Genomic DNA, 23856 nt, shown 5'->3' with positions numbered 1-23856 from the left:
AAAATGGGCAGGGGCGATGGAAACCCAGTTGATCGAACCGGCACAGGCCAAGATTAACCTTTTCCTGCATGTAACCGGCAAACGCGAGGATGGCTATCATACCCTTGATAGCCTGGTTTGCTTTGCCGATTATGGTGATGTCCTGCGCGCACGTTTGCGCGATGACGCCACCCTGACACTGGCGATTACCGGCCCCATGGCCGACGCCCTGGAAGATCGCAGCCCCAAAGACAACCTTGTCATGCGGGCTGCGACATTGTTGCAGGAAAAATACGGCATTGCGCAGGGTGCCGAACTGATTTTGGAAAAAAACCTGCCCGTGGCATCAGGCATTGGCGGTGGCTCGGCGGATGCGGCGGCGGCCTTGCGGGTTTTGTGCAAGCTATGGGGCATTGATGCCCCCCCTGCCGATCTGGCCGATATCGCCCTGTCACTTGGCGCCGATGTGCCAGTGTGCTTAACCGGCGGCACGGTTTTGATGCAGGGCATTGGCGAGGAAATAACACCCCTGCCGCCCCTGCCCGGCTTTTCGCTGGTGCTGGTCAATCCTGGCAAGGCCGTATCGACCCCGGCCATTTTTGCCGCCCGCGATGGCGACTTTACCGATGCCGGGTCATGGGCCACCGACGCCAGCTTTGCCGATGTTACCTCGCTTGCCACCGCGCTTCGCGATTGCCGCAATGATTTAACCCTGCCTGCGGTCACGCTGCTGCCCGAAATTTGCGACGTGCTTGATGCCCTGGCGCGCGCCGATGGCTGCCTGCTCGCCCGCATGTCAGGCAGCGGGGCCACCTGTTTTGGCCTGTACCCCGATGCACAACTGGCCGACACGGCCGCCACCACCATCGCCGGGGCCAACCCCGATTGGTGGGTGCAGGCGTGCAAAATTGTCGGCACCACGGCAACATAAGGCCGACACACGCCATTGGCGCAGCCATAAATCGCTGAAAACGCCGCAAAAACAAAAAAATGCCGCTGTGACAAAAAAGGATCAAAATAGAGGGTTGCACTTGGCGGAATAGGACGCTATTTTCCGCGCCACACACGCTGATGGGGCGTGGCCAAGTGGTAAGGCATCGGTTTTTGGTATCGTGTACCGTAGGTTCGAATCCTACCGCCCCAGCCAAGACAAACCCCTTCGAGGTTCGCCCTCGAAGGGGTTTTCTTTTGCCTGAAATACGGCCTCCGGCCCCGCAGATCGCAAACAAGCCAGACAACCTGATAAATCCGACACGCCCGGCAAGCCCGGACCACCCGCGCCTTAACCAGGCCGAAAACAGGTATTTATGCGGCTGACAGATTGCCAAAAGATCGCTTTGCGTTATGGTGCTTTCTCAAACATTTAACGTGCCCAAGTTGCAGGGGAAATACCGGTTTCATGTCTCAGTTGACACTTCAAGAACTTGAATCACACCTGTGGGGGACAGCGAACATTCTTCGTGGGTCCATCGATTCAGGTGATTTCAAGCATTACATCTTTGGTCTTCTGTTCTATCGCCGTCTTTGCGATGTCTGGGAAGAAGAATACGAGCGTAAGCTGGAGCAATATGCCGACAAGGAACTGGCCGCCGACCCCGACGAACACCGCTTTCACATCCCCGAAGGTCATTTCTGGAAGGATGTCCGTCAACACACCACCAACATTGGTGAACACCTGAACGCGGCCTTCCATGCCATTGAAGACGCCAACCACCGCCTGCGTGGGGTTTTTCAGGATGTGGATTTTAACAACAAGCAACGCTTCCCCGACGCCACCCTTGAACGCCTGCTTCAGCACTTTGAAAAGCACCGCTTTCGCAATGCCGATGTCGAGGCCGATGTCCTTGGCAACGCCTATGAATATCTGATTGCCCAGTTTGCCGATGACGCAGGCAAAAAAGGCGGCGAGTTCTATACCCCCAAAATGGTCGTGCGGCTGATTGTCGAATGCCTCAAGCCCGATGAAGGCATGTCGGTTTATGACCCCACCTGTGGCTCTGGCGGGATGTTGCTGGAATGCTTCCACCATCTTGAACGCCAGGGCAAGAACCCGCGCTCCCTGTCGCTCTATGGTCAGGAAAAAAATCTCAATACATGGGCAATCTGCGCCATGAACCTGTTCCTGCACGACATTGACGACGCCTTTGTCGAACGCGGCGATACCCTGCTGGACCCCAAGCATCTGGTGGGTGATGGCACAAAAGCGATTCGCACCTTTGACCGCGTGCTGGCCAACCCGCCATTCTCGCTAAAGGAATGGGGCTATGATACTTGGTCCACCGGGGACAAATTCGGGCGCGATACCTATGGCTGCCCGCCAAAATCCTATGGCGACCTGGCCTTTGTCCAGCACATGCTCGCCAGCCTCAAGGAAGACGGCATGTTGGGTGTGGTCCTGCCGCACGGCATTCTGTTCCGGGGCGGGGCAGAGGGCAAAATCCGCAAAGGACTTCTGGAAGACGACCTGATTGACGCGGTGATCGGACTGGGACCGAACCTGTTTTATGGTGCGGGTATTCCGGCCTGTATCCTGATCATTCGCAAAAACAAACCCGCAGAGCGCAAGGGCAAGGTTCTGGTGATCAATGGATCTCAGGAACTCGTCGAAGGCAAGGCGCAGAACCACCTCTCAGATGCCAATGTGAAGCGTTTCGCCGATGCGTTCACTGATTTCAAGGACGAAGACAGGTTCGCCCGTGTGGTGGGTTTGGATGAAATCCGCGACAACGACCATAACCTCAACATCTCGCGCTATGTCAGCACGGATGAAGACGAGGACGAGATCGATGTGGCAGTAGAAGTCGTTAAACTGAATGCCCTGCGCCAGCAGCGCGATGAAGCCGAAGCCAGGATGATGGGTTTCCTGAAGGAGCTCGGCTATGACGCTTGAAGTTCCTGAAGGTTGGAAAAACGAATCAATCAAAAATTTATTTGCGGATGATTTCCCAGGGTTTTGGGGCGCCCCCCCAGAGAGACAAAGTAATGTTTTAGTGCTCAGAGCAACCAACTTTGCAAAAGATGGAACAATAGAATACGAAACCGCTGCTTCTAGAAGCTTTTCCGAAAAAAAACTTATTCAGAAAGGCCTCAAATATGATGACATATTGCTGGAGAGGTCAGGTGGCAGTGCAGCTCAGCCTGTCGGTAGAGTGCGGCTTTTTAGGAAAGGAAAAGGGTATTCTGCATCAAACTTCATGCAGATCATTCGCATTAATGTGGATGTTGCTTGCCCTGTATTTTCCCATTTCTTGTTGGATTGGCTATATCGCTCAGGTAAGACCGTTCCGCTACAAAAGGCCACAACAGGAATAAGAAACTTAGATTATACCGCATACAAAGAAATCTCGTTTCTCCTACCCCCACTGCCCGAACAGAAGAAAATCGCGGAAGTTCTGAGCAGCGTGGATGAGGCCATTGCCGCGACCAAAGCCGTCATTGACCAAACCAAACAGGTCAAAAAAGGACTGCTTCAAACCCTCCTCACCAAAGGCATCGGCCACACCAAGTTCAAACAAACCGAACTGGGGGAGATTCCTGAGATTTGGGAGGTCTGCTCTGTTGAAGGAGTAATCACTTCAATCGACTCTGGCTGGTCACCAAACTGCGAAAAAGTTCCTGCGCCATTAGGTGATTGGGGTGTGTTGAAAACCTCATCAGTGCATTGGGACGGCTTCTTTGAGGATGAGAATAAAAAACTGCCTAATTCACTGGAACCGCGCCCCAACATTCAAGTTCAAGCTGGTGACGTACTAATAACACGCGCAGGACCAGCAGAACGAACTGGCGTGGTAGCATATGTAAGGGCTGTTCGTGAGCGGCTGATGCTATCGGACAAGCTCATTAGGTTGAAAGCGAATCTCGATTTGATATCTGGTGAGTATCTCTCCCTGATTCTTTCTTCACCAATGGGGCAGCAACAATTGTTTAGAAAAAAGTCGGGTATGGCTTTGTCTCAAACAAATATTTCCCAAAAAATACTGAAGGAAACACTTGTCGCCGTTCCACCACTCTCAGAACAGAACGAAATTGTTGCCGCTTTAGACGCTTCCCTATCTGCACATGAAAAAAGCAATTTAAAGCTGAACCAGCTTCTGATCCTGAAATCTGGCCTCATGTCTGACCTTCTCACCGGGCGCAAACGGGTGGAGGTTTGATTGATGGGCAGTGAATGGCAACTGGCGGAAAAGCCAACGATCCAAGCCCTGAGAAATATGGGCTATCGCTTCGTAAAGAAGGCGGAACACGAAGCCCTGCGTGATGGCGAAAACCAGGTTCTGTTTCGCCCGCATCTGGTCGATGCCATTAAACGTTTGAATGGCTTGTCGGACGAAGATGCCCAAGCCGCCTATGTCGAACTGGTCAGCAAGAACGACAATGAAGAATGGCTGGGAATCTTGCGCGGGAACTATAGCCGCAAGGTGCAGGGTCAGGCGGAACACAAGACCATCAAACTGATTGATTTCCTGAACCCGGAAAACAACCATTTTGCCGTGACCAACCAGCTTTATGTGAAGGCGGAAAAGTCGCGTATTCCTGATATCGTGGTTTATATCAACGGCATCCCGGTGGTGGTGATCGAGGCCAAGTCACCGATCAACGCCAAAGACAAGACCGGCGAGGCATTTGATCAGATCAAACAGTATGAACGCGATATTCCAAGGCTGTTCTTTTCCAACTGTTTCAACATCCTGACCGATGGCACCAATTGCCTGTATGGCACCACTGGAAGCCCGTCCAAATTCTATGGCTCGTGGGGTGATCCGTGGCCGCGTTCGGAGAAAGACTTCTCCAATGAACTTGATAAGGGTCTTTGGAGCCTGTTGGAACCTGCGCGCCTGTTGGACCTGATCGCCCATTTCATCGTGTTTGAAAAAGCCGATGTCGGGAAGATCAAGAAGATGTGCCGTTATCAGCAGTTCCGCGCGGTCAACAAGATCGTCAACCGTGTTGTGGACGGCAAACACCGCAAGGGGCTGGTTTGGCATACGCAGGGGTCTGGCAAGTCGCTCACCATGGTCTTTGCCGCCTTGAAGCTGAAAACACATCTGACCGAAGCATCGCCGGAACTGGCAAATCCCAACCTGATGGTTCTAACAGATCGCATTGATCTGGATGATCAGATCAGCGGCACCTTCCAGGCCTGTGGATTGCCAAACCCGGTCCGTGTTGAATCCGTTGCCGACCTTCATAAACTTATTGGTAGCGGCATTGACGGCATCACGGCCTTGTCCACGATCTTCAAATTTCAAGGGTCCAAGTCGCCCGTTGCCAATTCCCGCAACTGGATTGTGATGGTGGATGAATGCCACCGCACACAGGAAAAGGACCTTGGCGCGTATCTTCGTGCAACCCTGCCTGAAGCGCGGTTCTTTGGCTTTACCGGCACGCCGATTAAAAAATCCGACAAGGACACCTATAAGAACTTTGGCGTTGTTGGCGAAGGTTATCTCGACAAATACGGCATTGATGATGCTGCGGCCGATGGGGCCACCATTCCGATCTATTACACCGGGCGCAAGACCGACTGGCACATTGATGACGCCAAGATCGACATTCTGTTTGACCAATGGTTTGCCGATCTGCCTGATGACAAGCTTGAAGAACTCAAGAAACGGGGTGTGACTTTTGCCGATCTGGTAAAGCATCCCAGACGCATTGATCTTATTGCCTATGACATCTGGACGCATTTTAAGGAATACGCAGCTCCGGACGGGTTCAAAGCCCAGATCGTGGCCATAGATCGCGAAGCGGTGATTCTTTACAAACGCGCCTTGGACAGGGTGATTGCTGAGGGTTTAATCAAGCAGGGCATGTCCGCCGAGGATGCCCACAAGGCAGCCGCCCTAAAATCCGCCTGTGTTTATTCACGCTCGCAAGAAGACGACAAGCCATCCGAAGATGACCATATTGCCGATCTGCGCAAAGGATTGATGGCGCATTACCTTGACCGCGATGCAGAGACATCCGTCAAACAGGCATTTGGCAAGAAGGGGGAAATCCCCGACTTCCTGATTGTATGTGACAAGCTGTTAACGGGCTTTGATGCACCGATTGAATCGGTGATGTACCTTGATAAACCGCTTAAGGAACATACCCTTCTTCAGGCGATTGCACGGACCAACCGTGTGGCGGATGCCAATAAGAAAAACGGTCTGATCGTGGATTATATCGGGGTGTCTCAGAACCTTGATGAGGCTCTTTCGTCCTATCGGTCCGATGATGTGCAGAATGCGATGGTAGACTTGGACAATCTTCGCTCTCAGCTCAAAGCAGCCCATGCCGCCGTCATGAAGATGATGAAGGGATTGAAGCGCGGTACGCCCGATTTAAAGACGGAATATGACGCCTTTGTCGCAATCCTGAAAACGGAAGATCAGTGGTTTGCCTATCGCACTGTGGGCCGTGAATTTATTTCCATCTACGCGGCACTCAGCCCCGACAAGTCCGTTCTGGACTACACCAAAGATCTGAAATGGGTCGCAAGCTTCCTTCGGTACGCCACACAGGTGTTTGAGAAGAAAGAAGCATTTGATCAGAAAGAATACAGCAAGAAAATCCGCGAAATGCTCGAAGAGCATCTTGATGCCACGGGATTGAGCGTAACCGTGAAACTTCGGTCGATCACGGACCCTGACTTCTGGCAGGATTTTGACATGGACGGCAAACCGGAAAGCGACCTTAAAACGGCGGCAATCCGCAAGGGGACGGAACTCCGTAAAACCGTCTACGAAAAGCTCGACGAAAATCCACATCAGTATGGTAAATTTTCCCAACGCCTGAAGGAGTTGCTGGAAAAAATGGACGGCGCACAGTTGTCTTGGGCAGATAAGCTTAGAATGGCCGAGGACCTTGCCAAGGACCTGGATGCGGAATCCAAGGCCCATGAAGGCACGGATATGTCGCCAGATGCATACGGCATCATGAAGGTGATCGAAACCTATCAGCCAGCGGGCATTTCATCTGATGACCTGGCTGAAATAGCTGTATTATTTGAAGGTATATACGCGGCAACGCCCCCCATGTGGCATGAAAAAAGCGAGCTTAGAAAGACCCTTCGTCAACAGGTTCGCCAGAAGCTTCACGAAATGGGCTTTGGAAGCCTGAAGCTTGTATCTGAGGAAGTCGAGGAATTTGCGCTGAAGGCCTTTGCGAAGTGACAACCATGTTAACCCTGACAATCGGCAACACCAAAATTCCTTATGAGTTAAAGCGCATTGGCACTTGCGAGAAAGCAAGGATCACCGTGACGCCGGAACGGGTGGAAGTGGTTGTTCCCCCCACGGCAACGGACGAGCAGATTAACAAGGCCGTTCATAGACGTCGGGAATGGATTTTTGACCAGACCCGCAAGATGCGGGAAACAACAAACAGATCGCCCTCAATTTCAAGGTTTGTCAGCGGGGCAAAGATACCGTTTCGGGGCCGCATGACGCGGCTGAAAGTTGGCTCAACAGACGACACGTTGGTCCATGTTTCGTACCGCAATGGTCTGTATATCGAATACCCGACGTCTGCCTCGCCGCACTCACAGGACATGCTGATTGAAGATGCTTTGCGGTTATGGCTCAAGAAACGGTTGCGACAGGATGTCAAAGACTTCATGCGTCGCTATGGGCCAAAAAATGACCTGAAGCCAAAATCATACCGCATCAAGGACCAAAAACACCTGTGGGGCAGTTGTGGCAATGACAGGATTATCAATATCAACTGGCATCTGATCTTCGCCCCCAAAACGGTGCTGGAATACGCAGTGGTTCATGAGCTTTGCCACCTTCGTCACCGCAACCACGACAAGCCTTTCTGGAACTTGGTCGGATCAATAATACCAGACTACCGGGCTCGAAAGGCTTGGCTTGATCAGAATGAACACTTGTTGGCGATTAACAGGGTTGAGACAAGCTGAACACGATTGGAACTTCATGGATACCCCAGGTTCCAAATCTCCGACTTAAGAAGTTACAGAATACAAAAGTGGCGCGTCACTGCGCCAACGATCGGCATTTGACGCTGTTGATAGATATCCAGATCCCAGCCAAATTCTGCCCAAAAAACCTGAGCGGATATCGTTATATTTACCCTGAGCAGAATCCCCCGGCCAGTGCCTCCGTCACTCACATCCGAGTTCCCTATCAAGATCACTGAGAAAAAGCTCAACGTCAGGGCTTGCATATAAGCGGATCGCCATTGCCCGCATTCGCGAGGCGTTTTTGGGCTTCCAGCGCCGCTTGTATGAATAAGCCATAGTGCAAGAATGGGGGACGACGCGATGAGCCGACCAATCTGGGGCATACATATAGCAAGCGAACACGGGACCGAGCCTGTTGATCGAATAGTTCTCCAAACCTTCCCTGGTTCGTCCAATACCTGTCGGTAGATGAACGTGCCTTAGGGATTAGGGAAGGCGCGTCCATCAAACAGCGACAATTTAATGATCCATCGCCCGGCGCAAATCGCGAACGGCTCTGGCGTCGGTGGCAACGCGGCCTTCTTCGCCCGGCAATGCCGCCCGCTTGCACGATGCATGTAATTGCGATGTGCCGGTTTTGGCACGCAGGGTGCTGGCATTGGCAGCCGTCACACCACTGCCCGGCAAAATGATAATCCGTTCGCCCGCACGCGCGATAAAATCGGCAATCAGGGTGCAGCCTTCCTCGGCGGTGTTTTTTTGGCCCGATGTCAAAATACGGTCAAACCCCAGTTCAACTGCCGTTTCAAGTGCTGCAAACGGGTCCGGTGTGATATCAAAGGCCCGGTGCAGTGTTTTTGCCATGCCCCCCGCCGCGTCACACAGCAAACGCAAGGCATCCCCGTCAAGACTGCCGTCATCCTTGCTGGCCCCGAAAACAACACCTTGCGCCCCGGCATCGCGGGCCAGGGCAATTTCGCGGGTCATGGTTTCAATTTCCCCGTCGCTATAAACAAAATTACCCGGACGCGGACGGATCATAACGAAACAGGGCACCGCAATATCACCGATGCGGGCCAGGGCGCCCGGCGTTGGCGTTAGCCCGCCCACCGCCAGGGCTGAGCAATATTCGATACGATCCGCGCCATTTTCGGCGGCGATCAACGCATCATCAAAACTTTCAACACAAACTTCCAGCGTCATATGGCTGATGCGGGTCATGGGTGGCCTCCTTTAGGTCAGACACGGCAAAATCAAAGATCATGTAACAAGGCAGCCCCGCGCAGGCCACCATCGGCAAAAAAGCGCCCCGGCACCACCAGCGCATGGTCGTAGCGCCCTAAAACACTGGCCCGCACAGCCGCATCAATGCGCGCAATCAGGCCATGTTCAGCAGCAAGGCCCCCACCCACCGGGATAATATCGGGGTCCAGCACATTAACCATCAGGCGCAATTGCCCGGCAACAAGGTCGACAAAGACATCAATGGTTTTAAGGGCAGCGCTGTTGCCCGCCCGCCATGCCGCTGTAATATCCTGGCTGGAAAGATCACGCCCGTGCAAGGCCGCATGAAGCCGTTCAAGCCCGCGCGCCGCCCCCCACGGGTCAAGGCAGGCCGCCCCGCCACAGCCGCACTGGCGGGCCTTTATGCCGTGGCGCATCAACGGGCCGGAAATATCATTGCCATGCCCCCATTCACCGCGAATGCCGCTGCGCCCGCCAATAAACTGCCCATCAACAACAATACCGCCGCCAACCCCGGTACCAAGAATAATGGCAAATACCGTGCGGTTGCTTTCACCCGCCCCTTGCCGGGCTTCAGCCAGGGCAAAACAGTCGGCATCGTTTTCCACCCGTACCGGGCGGTGCAAGGCATCGCTTAACCCTGCGGCAATCGGCCAACCCTTGATCGGGGGCACATTTGCCGAAATCACCGCCCCGCTTTCCGGGTCCAGCCCCCCGGCAAAACTGATGCCAACCGGGGCCAGGGCCGCAACCGCACCAGATGATGACGCATCGCCCGATCCACTGCCATGCCCGGCAAATTTCCGGTCTGCATCAACAACCAGATCGCGGATCGCGGCAATAAAACTGTCGCGGTCCTCCAGCGGGGTTGCAACCTTTTGCCGGTGCAAAATGGTGCCGTCATGATCAAAAACACCAAACTCTATTTTCGTGCCGCCAATATCGAATGCGTATTTCATTGAACCTTGCCTTGCGATCCCATAATTTCGCCCTTCACACTATGCCTTATCCGGGGGAGCAGACTCTGTCTGACCAAAATACCGCCCGCCTTCGCAAAAACCGCCTGCCCACCTTGCAGGATGTTGCCAACCGTGCCGGTGTGTCGCTGTCGGCGGCATCGCGTGCGCTGTCGCGTGATCAAAAGCCGGTGGCGGCCGAAAAACGCGAACGCGTGCTGGCGGCGGCCCGCGAACTGGGCTATAGCGCCAACCCGCTGGCTCAGGGCTTGTCCACCCGGCAAACCGGGCTGGTCAGTATTATTGTCAATCATATCGGCGATCTTAGTGACCTGGATTTGTTTGATATCCTGATTGGCCGATTGCAGGATGTCGGCAAGCAGGCATCAATTGTGAGGTTGGGATCGGTAAAGAGTGCGCGGGACTTTTTGCGGGGCAGCATCAGCTATCATGTTGACGCCGCCCTTATCTTTTCCGATTTTATTGGTCCAAGGCAAGCCCGGGATTTTTTTCGTACCAATCATGTCATCATGTTAAATGGTCGGCAAGACAGCCAAAGCCTTTCGGTCCAGCCCGATGACGCCCCGGGAATTCACCAGGCGGTTGAAAATGCCGCCCGCCATCAGGTTGAAACCGCAACGCTGATTACGGGGCGCGAAAGCTCTGAACTTGAAAAGCAGCGCATTGCTTTTTACCGCACTGCACTGGCCCGACACGGCATTCTCGTCAGCACCCAATTGCATGGCGATTATTCCTATGCATCTGGCGTTGCCGCCGCCCGCCAGATTGACCCGCGCCATTATACCGACGCCATTTTTTGCACATCCGATGCCATGGCAATGGGGGTTCTCGATGTTTTGCGCGACCGCGAAGAGGGTATTATTCCGGGCCGCATTCGCCTCTACGGGTTTGATAACCTGTCACTGACCGACCTTCACAGCTACCCAATATCGTCCATCGGCTTTGACAAGCGCGATTATGTCGAACAACTGGTATCGCTGCTGATTGATCCGGCCCGCGCGCGCAAGGGACCGCGCCATTTGGGCGTTCCCACCCGGTTTTATGGCCGCGAGACAGGGTAAAGTGATGACGCCGCCCGAACGCTAAAACGCCGCCCCGAAGGACGGCGTCATCGGCATGGCACACCTTACCAAAGCGGGTTCAGCGTTGGCGGGTTGGCATCTTCGCCCCACCATTTTTTATAGCTGGTTTCGTAGTCACCTGACGAAATATAGTCAGACACAAACATGTCCATCCAGCGCAGAAATTCCGGGTCGCCCTTGCGCACCCCAATCGCAATCGGATCGTTGGAGAACAACCCCTTCATGGTAACCAGATTATCTTCCTGTGCAGCCAGATAATCGACCAGCGAGCTATCCTCGATCCCGGCATCAACCCGGCGTTGCTTTAACAGCAACACGCCATCGGGCGCGAAATTATCGGTGTAAACCATTTCGGCATCCGGCACCCGGCGCTTGATAAAACTTTCACCGGTGGAGCCCCGACCGACGACAATTTTATGCCCCGCCAGATCATCAAGCGATTTGATGCCCGAGTCTTTTTGCACAACAACCCGCAAACCGGCCCGGTTATAGGGAATGGTAAAATCAATCGACTTGGCCCGTTCCAGCGTCGCCGACAGGTTGCCAATCACGGCGTCCAACTGGTCTGATAACAGCATCGACACACGGGCATCGCCGCTCACATCGGTATATTCAATTTTCACACCCAGCTTTTCCGCCAGCCGTTTGGCCAGATCAACATCATAGCCCGCCGGGTTGTTTTCAGCATCGCGAAAGCCAATCGGCTCGCCGCCCAGCGATACCCCCACCCGGATCACACCGCGATCCTTGATGTCTTCCAGCTTGCCCGCCATCGCATGGGACATGCTTCCGGCAATCGCTGCGAGCGCCATCACGCCTGCCAGCACAAATCCTTTTAACCGCATTTTGAAGCCTCCTGTTTTTTATAAAACTTAGACCCGGTTCCCATGAAATTGGCCTATGGGGACCGGGTTAGGCGCGACGGCGCCGCGCGGCCTGTGCCGCGAAAGGCAAGGGCTTTTGCAAAGCCCGCCCGCCGATTGAGGGGGGCTTTGATCGATTTCGATCAAAGCCCTTTGGTCTTAGTCCGCGAGCGTTTCCGCTTCTCGTTTTTCCGGTTTGGTCAGGGTTTCGTCCCAGTACCAGTATCGAATGGTTTCGCGGCAGCGAAAATTCACCACCTTGTGGCGACCTTGCGCATCCAGGGCATGAATAACCACCCCGTCAAGATAGCCGGTTTCAAGGTCACGCAATTCATCGACAGCAATTTTCAGGGCATCCTCCAGCGAATAGCCCAGCTTCATCGCCAGAACGATGGTGCGGCAGGTGCCGGCCCGCATCGTCATTTCGCCGGTATGGGTGCAAGCCGCCGCCCCATAGCGGCTATCGGCATAAAAACCGGCTCCGACAATCGGGCTGTCGCCCAACCGGCCGGGATATTTCCAGGCCCAGCCCGATGTGCTGGTGGCGGCATGAATGCCCTTATGGGAATCAATGGTTAAAAACACGCTGGTATCGCGCACTTTTTCCGGGTCGGTAATGGCACTGTTTAACGGGGCCAACGGCATATCGGGGAATTTGGCCTGTTCTTCAGGGCTTAACATCCGCGCCAGTTTATCCCACCATACCTTTTTGGAATCGGGGTATAGCGTGGGCTGCGCGGTGAAACCGCTTTCACTTGCGAACCTGCAAGCCCCCTCGCCGACCAGCATTTCATGGTTAAGGTCCGTCATCACCCGGCGCGCCACCGATACGGCATGCACCACCCCGCGCAACGCGCCAACTGCCCCGGTGCGGCGCGTGGTGCCATCCATCACCCCGGCGTCAAATTCCATTTCGCCAATCAGGTTGGGCCAGCCGCCATAACCAACACTGCGCACCTTGGGGTCTTCTTCCACCCGGTTCAGGGCTGTTTCCAGGGCATCCAGCCCGTGACGGCCGGATTTTAAAATATCCACCGCCTGCTCTATCCCGGCACTGGCTTCGGAATTGGCAACAATGATCATGGGTCGCTCGTCCTTCTTTATTATTGTTATTTACTTGTTATTTGTTGCGCATCTTGGCCAAAAAGCGCGCAATGCGTTCATCGCCATAACCGCCATCTTCGGCAAAAAAACGGTCTGTCGGCATGTCGGCGCGCACGACGCCATCATCGAGAAAAACGATGCGCGATGATATTTCACGGGCAAAGGCAATTTCATGGGTAACAAAAATCATGGTGGTGCCACTGCGCGCCAGGGCGGCCAGCACATCAAGCACTTCGCCCGTCATTTCCGGGTCCAGGGCTGATGTCACCTCGTCTAGCAGCAAATAACGCGGCTGCATGGCAAGTGCGCGGCAAATGCCAATCCGCTGTTTCTGCCCGCCCGAAAGCTGACCGGGATAGGCATCCGCGCGGTCTGCCAGCCCCACCTGTTTCAGCAGCGCATAGGCTTCGGCTTCCACCTCGGCCTTTTTGCGGCCCAGCACATCCATCGGCGCCAGTGTGATATTGTCCAGCACCGATAAATGCGGATAGAGGTTGAAATGCTGAAACACGGTGGCGCACCGCTTGCGGATTTCACGCAATTCGCGGGGCTTTGACACATCCAGCCCGTCAATTAAAAGCGACCCGCCATTCAGCCCGGCCAACCCGTTCATGCAGCGCATCAGCGTGCTTTTGCCCGACCCGCTAGCCCCCAGGATCGACACCACTTCGCCCGGCGCAATGCTCAGGCTAACGCCTTTCAGAACCTCGGTATCGCCGAATTTTTTGTGCAGATTGTCTATTTCAATCACGATAAACGCATTCCTTATAATCCGGCCCAGTCCATGTGGCGGCGCAAACGGGTTTCAAGGCGACCACCAGCAGCCGCCAGCAGGCGCGACAGGATGAAATAGGTCACGCCAATGATGGTCCAGACGATAAAGGGCTGCCAGGTACGCTGGTTCAAAATCTGGCCGACCTTGGTCAAATCGATCACGCCAATGGCGGAAATCAGCGATGTCACCTGCAACTGGTTTACCGCCAGCCCGATCAGGGCGGGCATCGCCACCACCAATGCCTGCGGGGCGATGATTTTGCGCAAAATGCTGCGTTCGGAATGACCAAAGCTGCGTGCAGCCTCCAGCTGTCCACGATCAATGGCATCGATGGCGGAAATGGCGATGACGGCGATAAAGGCCGCTGTATTGCCCGTCAGGGTAAAAATCGCGGCTTCGGCCGGGGTGATATTGACCTGCAATAAAACCGGCACGCCAAAAAACACCAAAAACAGTTGCACCAGCACCGGCGAATTTTTCAAAAACTCGCTGATCACCAGCAAAACCGGGGCCACCACCGGCACCTTGTAAACCCGGCACAACGCAATGAAGATGCCAATAACGGTGCCCAAAATCATCGAGGCGGCAAAAACACCAACCGAAACACCCAGCCCCTGCGCCCACAATATCGGGTCGTGCCAGTTAAAGCCCTGATTGCGCATTATTCAGCCCCCCGCATGAAACGGTTTAACCGCCGGTGCCACAGATTAATCAGCAGCGACAGCAGATAGGTCAGCACGCAATAAAACAGCAGCAGAAAGAAATAGACCTCGAACGGGCGGAAGGTATCGGACGCGACGATCTTGGCATTGCCGGTCAGCTCGTTGAGCGTGATGGTCGATAATATCGAGGTCGTCAGCACCAGATTGATGAAAACCGAGCCTAGCGGACGCAGTGACACCCGCAACGCGATGGGCAGAATGATCCGGCGATAGATTTTAAACCGCGACAGCCCGGAAACCTCGGCCGCCTCGATCACGCCGGTATCGACATTTTCAATACCCGACCGCAACACATCGGCGGCATAGGCCCCCACCGCAATCGACAGCGCCATGGTACCGGTGGTGAAGGCATCGATATAAACGCCAATTTCCGGCAGGCCGAAATAAAAGAAAAACACCTGCACGATGAAGGGAATATTGCGAAACAGCCCGATATAGCCCCGTGCCGCCTTGCGCAAAAAGGGCCGGCGCGACACCGCCCCAAAGGCGACAATCACCCCGATCAAAAAACTGCCGACAATGGACAAGGCACTGACCGACGCGGTCACCAAAAACCCGTCCCAAAACATGCCCAGATACCCTGATATCGCCGAAAAGTTCATTTTATAATTTGTAACCTTATGATTTTGCTCATTTTTATCATGAAAGCGCTTTCACTTTAGCACATTCAAAACCGTGAGCAAACAAAAAGGCGGCCCTTACCAAAGCCCCGCCGCCCATACCGTTCCCAATTTTGCGATGGCATCAACACCCCTGCCTTGTATAGTTGTCACACGCGGCAAAAAATGGGGGAGCACAAATGTCTGATCCGCAAACGGAAGAAAGCCCGAATAGCTCCCTGACTGCCGACGCGATCATCGACAAACTGGCACAGTCCGGATTTCTGTCTGACTTGCTGGCAGACCGCGAGGTAAAGGCAGCATTACTTGATGAAATACGTGAATTGGGGTTTCGCCCCCCTTTGCACTACATCGTTTTGCGCCTGATCACCGCCATTGTTTCAAAATCAGAATCATTCCTGGGTGATGCAATTTCATCCCGGCTGCAAGCCTTTATTGCCAAAGTCCCGGCTCTGACAGGGCTGCTAGACCGACTGACCACGATCCAGCATGGCAGGGAAACCAAAGACGCCCTAAGAACCAGTATCCTTGGTGCCATAAAAGATGGCAGACCAATTGATATTAGCGCCATCGAAATTAACGATACCACCCCCATCGAAACCATGCTGGCCCTGTATAATATCCAGGGATTCGAAAGAGTTCTGAGCGGTCTTGATGAACAGACAGACACCCTGATCCAGACCTTCCAGAAAGAAATTGATCAGCTTTTTCACAACATGTTTTCGCCGGAGCTTAGATGGCCCAAACCACGGCGAGAGCTCGGATCTTTTGATCGCATCAAATACAACTCAAACCTTAACGAGCTATATGGACGCGAAAAAGAAATTGAGCTTCTGACCAATTTCACAGGTGACATCTCGATTTGCGGACCTGAATTTAATTTCCGCTGGATGCTGCTCACCGGGGATGGCGGCACAGGAAAAACCCGGCTCGCCTTTGATTTTACCACAGAAGAGCTAGACCGAAATATCTGGAAGGCAGGCAAGCTCCATCTCCATGATCTCGAAAAGTTTCGCAATCCGGAAAAATGGCGTCCTCGTCAACCAACCTTCATTGTGATTGATTATGTCAGTGGACAGGCTGAAAAAACGGGCGACCTCTTACGCATATTTGCGAACAATGCTGCGCATTATGACTTTCCAGTCCGAGTTTTATTACTGGAACGCAAGGTCGACAAAAGCTGGCTAGCAAAAATGCTGCCCGAAAACGGCGATAAACCGATGGTGATGGACCATGTCTTCGGGCATGAAGATGAAAACGGATGCACCATCCCACCCGTAGACGAAACAGCCATTACCGACATGATGCGGGAACGCTTTATCAAAGCCGGGCAAACACCCCCAGACGACACCCTTCTTCTGGCAGCAGCGCAAAAGGTGGATACCAGACCACATGACGCCAACCTGCCCCGCCCGCTTTTTGCCCTTGCCACGGCAGAGGCAATGATCGCCGAAGCCGAAAAAGCACCAGAATCACAACCTGATTTTGCAAAAATCACTGCCCTGCTTAGTCAGGAAGACGTCCTTACCAAAATGCTGGATCGAGAAGAACAGACCCGCTGGCAACACGCCGCGCCCGATGATGGCGGCGGCACCCTAACCCGCTACAAACTCGCCTTGGCACTGGCAACACTTACACAAGGGTTCGACCTTAATGACCTCGACACAAAACAAGAGGATTATGGCCCCCTTGCCCGCCACCTGCCCGATCCGCCCCCTGATCACCATCAAGGGCTAATCAGCGCCTTTGGCGGCAGCGGAACATTCCTGCCGCCCCTTGAGCCCGATATTATGGGGGAGTTTTTTCTGGCCGAAACCCTGCTGAACGATATTCCCAATCACAGGCACCGTTTCCTGAACGCAGCCTTGGCAAAGGGATATACAGCATCGCTGATCATCCTTTTGCGTCTGCAACAAGATTTCCCGGCGAAAATCGCCGCTATTAATATACCGGCAGCAATGCGTGCCAGCCAAACCGAAACAGTTGCCTTCTCCTACGCGTGGATGGCACCAAATTGGGTCAACCAATGCTATGCATCGCATGATCCCGACGCGGCGGATACTTTCATGCAATCAATTAAACAGCTTGTCACGCAATTCAACGACAACCCGAAAATCGCACTGCACGAGACCATGGCCGCCGTCAACATCTGCTACCATGCTGGTGAAAAAGGCGACTGGGAACGGGTCGACGCGATGTTGGCCCGACTGGATGTACTCCGCAGACAATTCAGCGACAACCCGGAAATCGCCCTGCATGAGGCCATGGCCGTCGCCAATATCAGCAACCATGCCGGTCAAAAAGGTGACTGGGAACGGATCGACGCGGTGTTGTCCAGACTGAACGCACTCCGCAAACGATTCAACGACGATCCAGAAATCGCGCTGGTCGAGGCCAAGGCCGCCATCAATATCAGCAAGCATGCCGGTGAAAAAGACGAATGGGAACGGGTCGACGCAATGTTGGCGCAACTGGACGCACTCCGCAGCCAATTCAACAACAACCCCGAAATCGCGCTGGTCGAGGCCAATGCCGCCGTCAATATCAGCAGCGATGCCGGTAACAAAGGTGACTGGAAACGGGTCGATACGATGTTGGCGAGACTGGACATACTCCGCAGACAATTCAACAACAATCCGGAAATCGCACTGTGCAAAGCCAAGGCCGCCGTCAATATCAGCATCCATGCCAGTGAAAAAGACGACTGGCAACGGGTCGACGCAATGTTGGCGCGACTGGACGCACTCCGCAGCCAATTCAACAACAATCCAGAAATAGCTCTGGAAGAGGCCAAGGCCGCCTGCAATATTAGCACCTATGCTGATAAACAAGGCGACTGGCAACGGGTCGACGCAATGTTGGCGCGACTGGACGCACTCCGCAGCCAATTCAACGACAATACAGAAATCGCTCTGGAAGAGGCCAAGGCCGCCTGCAATATCAGCGACCATGCCGGTCAAAAAAGCGACTGGCAACGGGTCGACGCGATGGTGGCCCGACTGGACGTGCTCCGCAGACAATTCAACGACAATACAGAAATAGCGATGGCAGCGGCCAATGCCGCTTTCAATATCAGCCTCCATGCCGGTCAAAAAGACGACTGGCAACGGGTCGACACGATTTTGGCCCGACTGGATGCACTCCGCAGACAATTCCACGAAAATCCCGAAATCGCGCTGGCAGCGGCCAAGGCCGCCGTCAATATCAGCGACCATGCCGGTCAAAAAGGCGACTGGCAACGGGTCGACGCGATGGTGGCCCGACTGGACGCACTCCGTAGACAATTCAACGACAACCCGGAAATCGCGTTGCAAGAGGCCATGACCGCCGTCAATATCAGCATCCATGCCGGTAACAAAGGTGACTGGGAACGGGTCGACGTGATGTTACAGCGGTTGATCGCAATCGCGGATACTTTCAACGATAAGTTGGCGCTTGGCAAAATGAATGGCCAGCCCTTCACGCTGGGCGACGCCATCAATAATGTAACAGGGATGCTCGGCAACAAATCCTGACCATACCGCACCATAAAAAAAACGGCGCCTGCCATCAGACAGACGCCGTTTGAAAGTGTGGTATCGGATCACAGCGCCAACGCCGCGAGATCAGGCGCGCAGGTGATCCACCAGCGTATCGTATTCCGGCATTTTGCCGACCGGGCCAAGGGCGGTGACGGTCGGTTTGCCCGATATCAGGGCTTCGCCAGCTGCGCGAACCTTGTTCAAATCAACCGCTTCGATCTTTTCGATGATTTCGGGAATGGTTTGCGGGCCGCCATGCACCTGAATTTGCCGGGCGAGCGTTTCGCAGCGCGCCGAATTGCTTTCCATGCCCATCACGACCATGGCCTTAAGCTGGGCACGGGCGCGATTGACTTCTTCTTCGGTCAAATCGACGGTGGCGCGTTTTAGCTCGTCGCACATCACCGGCATCAGTTCGGGCAGGTCATCCGGCCCGGTGCCGGCATAGATCGAGAACAGGCCGCCATCGACATAATGCGACGAGAAGCTGTAAACCGAATAAACCAGCCCGCGTTTTTCGCGGATTTCCTGAAACAGGCGCGAGGACATGCCGCCGCCCAGAAGGGTGTTAAACACCTGCACGTCATAGAAACTGTCATCGGCATAAGGCACCGTGGGTAGGCCAAAAATGACGTGGGCCTGTTCAAGGTCGCGATGTTCGATGCGCTGGCCGCCTTCATAACGCAGCGTTTCCATATCGTGGTCTTCGTGGGTCGGAAGATCGGTGAATTTTGATGAAACCATATCGACGATTTCATTGTGGTTCACATTGCCCGAGGCCGAAAACACCATGCGTTTGGCACTATAGCGCCGCGACATGAAATCAAACAGGTCATCGCGCGTCAGGCTGGAAACATTTTCAGGGGTGCCAAGAATAGAGCGGCCCAGCGCCTGATTTGGCAGGGCGGTTTCCTGAAAATAATCAAACACGATATCGTCAGGCGTATCAATTGCCTGACCGATTTCCTGCAAGATCACCTGGCGTTCGCGTTCCAGCTCTTTTTCATCAAGGGTGGAATTTTGCAAAATATCGGCGATCACATCAATCGCCAGCGCCTGGTCTTCGTGAAGCACCTTGCAATAATAGGCGGTATTTTCGCGCGAGGTATAGGCATTCATCTGCCCGCCCACCGCTTCGATTTCTTCGGAAATTTGCAGCGCAGTGCGTTTGCGCGTGCCTTTAAATGCCATGTGTTCAAGCATATGGGAAATGCCGTTAATTTCGGGCGTCTCGTTACGCGCCCCGACATCGACCCATGCACCCAAAGCCACAGACTGCACATGTTCCAGGCGGTCCGTGGCGACAATCATGCCATTGTCAAGCTCCGTCAGCTCGACTGTCATTCAGATATTCTCCTGTTTCATATCAAGGTCCAACGATCCGATCACTGCCATCAATCAGGCCGCACGCCGGTTTTTACGAACATGCGCCATCAGGGCATCGGCATCGTTGGTCATGGGTTCAAGTTTCTCTGGTCGGTCATATAGGTCGGACAGGCGTTCGGGCAAGTCCGGGTAAATGCCCGATGCCTGTTTAACCGCATCGGGGAACTTGGCCGGGTGTGCGGTTGCCAGGGCAATCATCGGCACCGAAGCGTCACGGTTGCATGCCCGCCCGGCGGCAATGCCAATCACGGAATGCGGGTCTACCAGTTCACCGGTTTTTTGATACACATCGAGAATGGCAGCACGGGTCTGGTCATCATCCATGCGATAGCCATCAAAAAGTTCGCGGGCTTTGTCAAAGCGGCCCTGCGACATTTCCATAAGGCCGGTTTTGCGAAATTCGGTCATCAGTTGGGCAATTGCGGCACCGTCGCGGTCATACAAATCAAACAGCAACCGTTCAAAATTGCTGCTGACCTGAATATCCATCGACGGGCTGATGGTGGGGTTAACCCCGTCCATTTTCATCACGCCATTATTGAAAAACCGTGCGAGAATGTCGTTGGAATTGGACCCAACAACAAACTGTTTGATCGGCAGGCCCATTTGCAGGGCCGCATACCCGGCATAGACATTGCCAAAATTGCCCGAGGGTACGGAGAAAGAAACCTCGCGGTCCGGCGCACCCAACTGGACACCGGCCCAGAAATAATAGGCGATCTGGCACATGATGCGCGCCCAGTTGATGGAATTAACCGCAGAGAGGCCAATTTCATCGCGGAAGGCATGGTCGTTAAACAGGGCTTTGACAAGATCCTGACAATCATCAAACGAGCCATCCACCGCGAGGTTATGGACGTTATCGGCGATCACGGTGGTCATCTGGCGGCGTTGCACTTCGGACACGCGCCCGGCAGGATGCAGAATGAAAATATCCACATTATCGCGGTCGCGGCAGGCTTCAATCGCGGCAGAGCCGGTATCGCCCGAGGTTGCCCCGACAATGGTCACGCGCTCGCCACGCTGTGCGAGAACATGGTCAAACAAACGCCCCACCACCTGAAGCGCGTAATCCTTAAACGCCAAAGTCGGGCCGTGGAACAGTTCCATCACCCAGTCATTGGCACCAAGCTGTTTAAGCGGCGCAACGGCGGTGTGATTAAACCCGGCATAGGTTTCATCAAGGATGGTTTTCAGCGCAGTATCATCGACGGTTCCGGCAACAAACGGTTTGATCACCGCAAAGGCCACTTCGGCATATGTCATGCTGCGAAATGACCTGATATCCTCGGCAGTGAATTGCGGCCAGGTTTCGGGCACATAAAGGCCACCATCGCGGGCCAGACCGGCCAACAGAACGTCGTCGAATTGCAAAACGGGGGCGGTTCCCCGCGTGCTGATATAACGCACTTTAAAGCTCCTGATACAAACAAACAGTCATCAGGCAACGGGACGCGCCACAAACACCCGCGGCAGCATCACCATTTCCACAGAATATCGAGTTAGTGCGGACTTACCCCGCCATAGTCAAGGATGAATAGCGGGCAGGTGCCCTGCATTGGCAAAAACACGCCCGATCACCGCAAATAACCGCCCGGCACCGACATTACGCCCGTGAAACATACCGAAAACGGCTTAATCCTCGAACGGAATGCCATGTTTGCGCAAAAGCGCCTCAAGTTTGACCGAACGCCGGGTGATTTGCCGGTAGTTTGACAGCAGAATACGCAAAATGGCACGAATGAAACGGTCGGATTCGTTGAGTTTATATTCAAACTGACGCCGGGAAATGGCGATAACCACGGTACGGTCCCGCGCCCGGGCCGAGGCCATGCGCGGGGCATCGTCGATCAGCGATAGTTCGCCAAACAGGCCCCCGGGTTCGATATGCCCTAAAACCACATCTTCGCCACTGCCGGAGGTTTTATAAATCTCGACCGAGCCTTCCTGCACCACATAGGCGGCACCACCTGGTTTTCCCTCGCGGAAAATGATTTGTCCCGCCGCAAAGACCTGACGGTCCATTACCTTTGATGCCATTTGCCTGTCTGGTCCTGTGCGATTTAGTGTAAGTCAGTTTTTGATGTCAGATTTAGGCCTGCCCGCTGGAAACTCTATCGTTTATCCCGACAAAGGACCAGCGGGCAGACCCGGCGTTATAATAATTTAACCGCCGTAACGATTTTGCAAATGGGCCATGAACGCCTTTGTTTGCAAAGGCGCGCCGGTGGCAGCACCCAGAATTTCATCCGTTGTGGCGCTGGAGCCTTTTTCATGCACATTGGCGCGAAGCCATGTCATCAGCGGGGCAAAATTGCCAATGGCAAGCTGTTCCATGACATCGGGCACAGCGGTGCGAATTGCGGCAAACAACTGGGCCGCCGCCATCGCGCCCATAGTGTAGGTGGGGAAATACCCCCAGGCGCCTGACGGCCAGTGAATATCCTGCAGGCACCCATTACCGTCATTAGGCGGGGTAATGCCCAAAAGCGATTGCATCATATCGTTCCAGGCACCAGGCAAATCGGCCAGTTTCATGTTGCCTTCGATCAGGGCACGTTCCAGGCGATAGCGCAAAATCACATGCGACGGATAAGTAACCTCATCAGCATCGACCCGGATCAGGCCCGGCTCCACCCGTGTATAAAGACGATAAAGGTTTTCCGGCTCCCATGCCGGGCCATTGCCATTAAACGCCTTTTTAAACAGCGGGGCCGCATAGGTCAGAAATTCCTGCGAGCGGCTGGCCTGCATTTCAATCAACAAAGACTGGCTTTCATGCATGCTCATGCCGCGCGCCTTGCCCACCGGCTGCATCCGCCAGTTTTCGGGCAGGCCGCGTTCATACATGGCGTGGCCGGTTTCGTGCATCACGCCCATGATGGCGCTGGTAAAATCGGCTTCGTTATAACGCGTGGTCAGGCGCACATCATCGGCGGTGCCGCCACAAAACGGATGGTGGGAAATATCCAGTCGGCCATGGTCAAAATCAAACCCGACCGCCTTCATCAGGTCCAGCCCGATAGCGTTCTGGGTCGCAATCGGAAACGGACCTTCGGGCGTTAAGGCCGCAGGTTCGGCTTTCTGGCGTTCGATTACGCTGGCAGTAAAGTCGGGCAGGAAAGATTCAAGATCGGCAAACAGGCCATCAATCCGCTCGCAGCGCATGGATGGATCATATTGATCAAGCAGGGCATCATACACCGAACAGCCCAGGGCTTCGGCCTTGGCGGTGCCGGCTTCAATCGAGAGGTCCAGCACGGTTTGTAATTTGGGCAACAGGGCGGCGAAATCGTTTTCGGCGCGTGCGGTGCGCCATGCCACCTCGCACGCGGTGGAGGCGCGCGAAATCGCCTCGACCAGGTCGCCGGGCACGGCATTGCCATGCACCCATTCGCGTTTCATTTCATGAAGGTTGGCGCGTTGCCAGTCCGTCAGGGTTTCGCCTTCGGCCTCGGCCAGAAGGTCCGCCAGGGCGGCATCCTTGATCAGCTCGTTGGACATGACATCAAGGGTGGCCAACTGTTCGGAACGCGATTCTGCCGCACCATCGGGCATCATGGTGGCCATGTCCCAATGCAGCATCCCGCCAATATCCGCCAGAATGTTCATACGACGAAAACGGTTTTCAAGCGCAAGATAGGCTTTGGTCATAGGGGCTCCGCAGCGTTGGGGA

General features: G+C 54.3%; 18 protein-coding genes and 1 tRNA gene. 8 read left to right on the top strand and 11 right to left on the bottom strand.

Annotated features, from left to right (window positions below):
- Positions 1-16 precede the first annotated feature (16 nt).
- The 6 genes from THS27_RS00740 to THS27_RS00715 all read left to right on the top strand — a co-directional run bounded on the left by THS27_RS00740 (position 17) and on the right by THS27_RS00715 (position 7882).
- Positions 17-910, top strand: coding sequence for a 4-(cytidine 5'-diphospho)-2-C-methyl-D-erythritol kinase (locus tag THS27_RS00740; RefSeq protein ID WP_085587096.1), 894 nt, complete (start codon positions 17-19; stop codon positions 908-910).
- 141 nt (positions 911-1051) lie between these two features.
- A tRNA-Gln gene (locus THS27_RS00735) sits at positions 1052-1126 on the top strand.
- Positions 1127-1378: 252 nt separating this feature from the next.
- Positions 1379-2869 carry a type I restriction-modification system subunit M gene (locus THS27_RS00730; RefSeq protein WP_085587095.1) on the top strand — a complete coding sequence of 497 codons (1491 nt, stop codon included), beginning with the start codon at positions 1379-1381 and terminating at the stop codon, positions 2867-2869.
- Positions 2859-4133, top strand: coding sequence for a restriction endonuclease subunit S (locus THS27_RS00725; RefSeq protein ID WP_085587094.1), 1275 nt, complete (start codon positions 2859-2861; stop codon positions 4131-4133). Before THS27_RS00730 ends, THS27_RS00725 begins: the two co-directional genes overlap by 11 nt.
- A 3-nt stretch (positions 4134-4136) precedes the next feature.
- Positions 4137-7136: a type I restriction endonuclease subunit R gene (locus THS27_RS00720; protein WP_085587093.1), complete on the top strand. Its 3000-nt coding sequence runs from the start codon at positions 4137-4139 to the stop codon at positions 7134-7136.
- A 5-nt stretch (positions 7137-7141) separates the two neighbouring features.
- The gene (locus THS27_RS00715) at positions 7142-7882 is read left to right on the top strand and encodes a M48 family metallopeptidase (RefSeq protein ID WP_085587092.1); all 741 of its coding nucleotides are present in this window, start codon (positions 7142-7144) and stop codon (positions 7880-7882) included.
- A gap of 522 nt (positions 7883-8404) precedes the next feature.
- Here the strand turns inward: THS27_RS00715 and THS27_RS00705 are convergent.
- On the bottom strand, positions 8405-9106 hold the full coding sequence (locus tag THS27_RS00705) for a copper homeostasis protein CutC (protein ID WP_085587090.1): 702 nt from the start codon (positions 9104-9106) through the stop codon (positions 8405-8407).
- Between the two features lie 32 nt (positions 9107-9138).
- Positions 9139-10089, bottom strand: coding sequence for an ROK family protein (locus THS27_RS00700; protein WP_085587089.1), 951 nt, complete (start codon positions 10087-10089; stop codon positions 9139-9141).
- Here THS27_RS00700 and THS27_RS00695 point away from each other — a divergent pair.
- A complete protein-coding gene (locus tag THS27_RS00695; RefSeq protein ID WP_139835428.1) occupies positions 10077-11168 on the top strand; it encodes a LacI family DNA-binding transcriptional regulator in 1092 nt (363 codons plus the stop codon). The two genes, THS27_RS00700 and THS27_RS00695, sit on opposite strands and share 13 nt — an antisense overlap.
- Positions 11169-11233: 65 nt before the next feature.
- On the opposite strand, the gene THS27_RS00690 is transcribed toward THS27_RS00695, so the two are convergent.
- The 5 genes from THS27_RS00690 to THS27_RS00670 form a co-directional block, all read right to left on the bottom strand.
- The gene (locus tag THS27_RS00690; RefSeq protein WP_085587088.1) at positions 11234-12034 is read right to left on the bottom strand and encodes a transporter substrate-binding domain-containing protein; all 801 of its coding nucleotides are present in this window, start codon (positions 12032-12034) and stop codon (positions 11234-11236) included.
- A gap of 177 nt (positions 12035-12211) precedes the next feature.
- On the bottom strand, positions 12212-13135 hold the full coding sequence (locus THS27_RS00685; RefSeq protein WP_085587087.1) for a N(4)-(beta-N-acetylglucosaminyl)-L-asparaginase: 924 nt from the start codon (positions 13133-13135) through the stop codon (positions 12212-12214).
- 37 nt (positions 13136-13172) lie between these two features.
- Complete coding sequence (locus tag THS27_RS00680; protein ID WP_085587086.1) at positions 13173-13907, bottom strand: amino acid ABC transporter ATP-binding protein; 735 nt, start codon at positions 13905-13907, stop codon at positions 13173-13175.
- Between the two features lie 14 nt (positions 13908-13921).
- Complete coding sequence (locus tag THS27_RS00675) at positions 13922-14593, bottom strand: amino acid ABC transporter permease (RefSeq protein ID WP_085587085.1); 672 nt, start codon at positions 14591-14593, stop codon at positions 13922-13924.
- A complete protein-coding gene (locus tag THS27_RS00670; RefSeq protein ID WP_085587084.1) occupies positions 14593-15255 on the bottom strand; it encodes an amino acid ABC transporter permease in 663 nt (220 codons plus the stop codon). The genes THS27_RS00675 and THS27_RS00670 overlap by 1 nt, the downstream gene beginning before the upstream one ends.
- A gap of 197 nt (positions 15256-15452) precedes the next feature.
- Here THS27_RS00670 and THS27_RS00665 point away from each other — a divergent pair, with 197 nt between their 5' ends.
- Positions 15453-18788, top strand: a complete 3336-nt coding sequence (locus tag THS27_RS00665) for an ATP-binding protein (protein ID WP_085587083.1) — start codon at positions 15453-15455, stop codon at positions 18786-18788.
- 90 nt (positions 18789-18878) lie between these two features.
- Here THS27_RS00665 and THS27_RS00660 read toward each other — a convergent pair whose 3' ends face one another.
- From THS27_RS00660 to THS27_RS00645, 4 genes are all read right to left on the bottom strand, one after another.
- On the bottom strand, positions 18879-20138 hold the full coding sequence (locus THS27_RS00660; RefSeq protein ID WP_085587082.1) for a pitrilysin family protein: 1260 nt from the start codon (positions 20136-20138) through the stop codon (positions 18879-18881).
- Between the two features lie 54 nt (positions 20139-20192).
- Positions 20193-21590 carry a threonine synthase gene (gene thrC, locus THS27_RS00655; protein ID WP_085587081.1) on the bottom strand — a complete coding sequence of 466 codons (1398 nt, stop codon included), beginning with the start codon at positions 21588-21590 and terminating at the stop codon, positions 20193-20195.
- A 225-nt stretch (positions 21591-21815) separates the two neighbouring features.
- Positions 21816-22220, bottom strand: coding sequence for a cyclic nucleotide-binding domain-containing protein (locus THS27_RS00650; protein WP_085587080.1), 405 nt, complete (start codon positions 22218-22220; stop codon positions 21816-21818).
- Positions 22221-22346: 126 nt separating this feature from the next.
- On the bottom strand, positions 22347-23834 hold the full coding sequence (locus THS27_RS00645; RefSeq protein ID WP_085587079.1) for a carboxypeptidase M32: 1488 nt from the start codon (positions 23832-23834) through the stop codon (positions 22347-22349).
- Positions 23835-23856: the final 22 nt, after the last annotated feature.

The organism is Thalassospira sp. MCCC 1A01428 (genome assembly GCF_002115825.1).
Taxonomy (GTDB): Bacteria; Pseudomonadota; Alphaproteobacteria; order Rhodospirillales; family Thalassospiraceae; genus Thalassospira.
Note: the sequence above shows the minus strand (reverse complement) of the source record. Positions and strands in the feature narration are given on the sequence as shown.

Bases quoted from the DNA above. Each gene is read 5' to 3' on its own strand.
- THS27_RS00740 (WP_085587096.1), top strand. From the start codon at position 17: ATGGAAACCCAGTTGATCGAACCGGCACAGGCCAAGATTAACCTTTTC.
- THS27_RS00730 (WP_085587095.1), top strand. From the start codon at position 1,379: ATGTCTCAGTTGACACTTCAAGAACTTGAATCACACCTGTGGGGGACA.
- THS27_RS00725 (WP_085587094.1), top strand. From the start codon at position 2,859: ATGACGCTTGAAGTTCCTGAAGGTTGGAAAAACGAATCAATCAAAAAT.
- THS27_RS00720 (WP_085587093.1), top strand. From the start codon at position 4,137: ATGGGCAGTGAATGGCAACTGGCGGAAAAGCCAACGATCCAAGCCCTG.
- THS27_RS00715 (WP_085587092.1), top strand. From the start codon at position 7,142: ATGTTAACCCTGACAATCGGCAACACCAAAATTCCTTATGAGTTAAAG.
- THS27_RS00705 (WP_085587090.1), bottom strand. From the start codon at position 9,106: ATGACCCGCATCAGCCATATGACGCTGGAAGTTTGTGTTGAAAGTTTT.
- THS27_RS00695 (WP_139835428.1), top strand. From the start codon at position 10,077: ATGCGTATTTCATTGAACCTTGCCTTGCGATCCCATAATTTCGCCCTT.
- THS27_RS00700 (WP_085587089.1), bottom strand. From the start codon at position 10,089: ATGAAATACGCATTCGATATTGGCGGCACGAAAATAGAGTTTGGTGTT.
- THS27_RS00690 (WP_085587088.1), bottom strand. From the start codon at position 12,034: ATGCGGTTAAAAGGATTTGTGCTGGCAGGCGTGATGGCGCTCGCAGCG.
- THS27_RS00685 (WP_085587087.1), bottom strand. From the start codon at position 13,135: ATGATCATTGTTGCCAATTCCGAAGCCAGTGCCGGGATAGAGCAGGCG.
- THS27_RS00675 (WP_085587085.1), bottom strand. From the start codon at position 14,593: ATGCGCAATCAGGGCTTTAACTGGCACGACCCGATATTGTGGGCGCAG.
- THS27_RS00670 (WP_085587084.1), bottom strand. From the start codon at position 15,255: ATGAACTTTTCGGCGATATCAGGGTATCTGGGCATGTTTTGGGACGGG.
- THS27_RS00665 (WP_085587083.1), top strand. From the start codon at position 15,453: ATGTCTGATCCGCAAACGGAAGAAAGCCCGAATAGCTCCCTGACTGCC.
- THS27_RS00660 (WP_085587082.1), bottom strand. From the start codon at position 20,138: ATGACAGTCGAGCTGACGGAGCTTGACAATGGCATGATTGTCGCCACG.
- THS27_RS00650 (WP_085587080.1), bottom strand. From the start codon at position 22,220: ATGGCATCAAAGGTAATGGACCGTCAGGTCTTTGCGGCGGGACAAATC.
- THS27_RS00645 (WP_085587079.1), bottom strand. From the start codon at position 23,834: ATGACCAAAGCCTATCTTGCGCTTGAAAACCGTTTTCGTCGTATGAAC.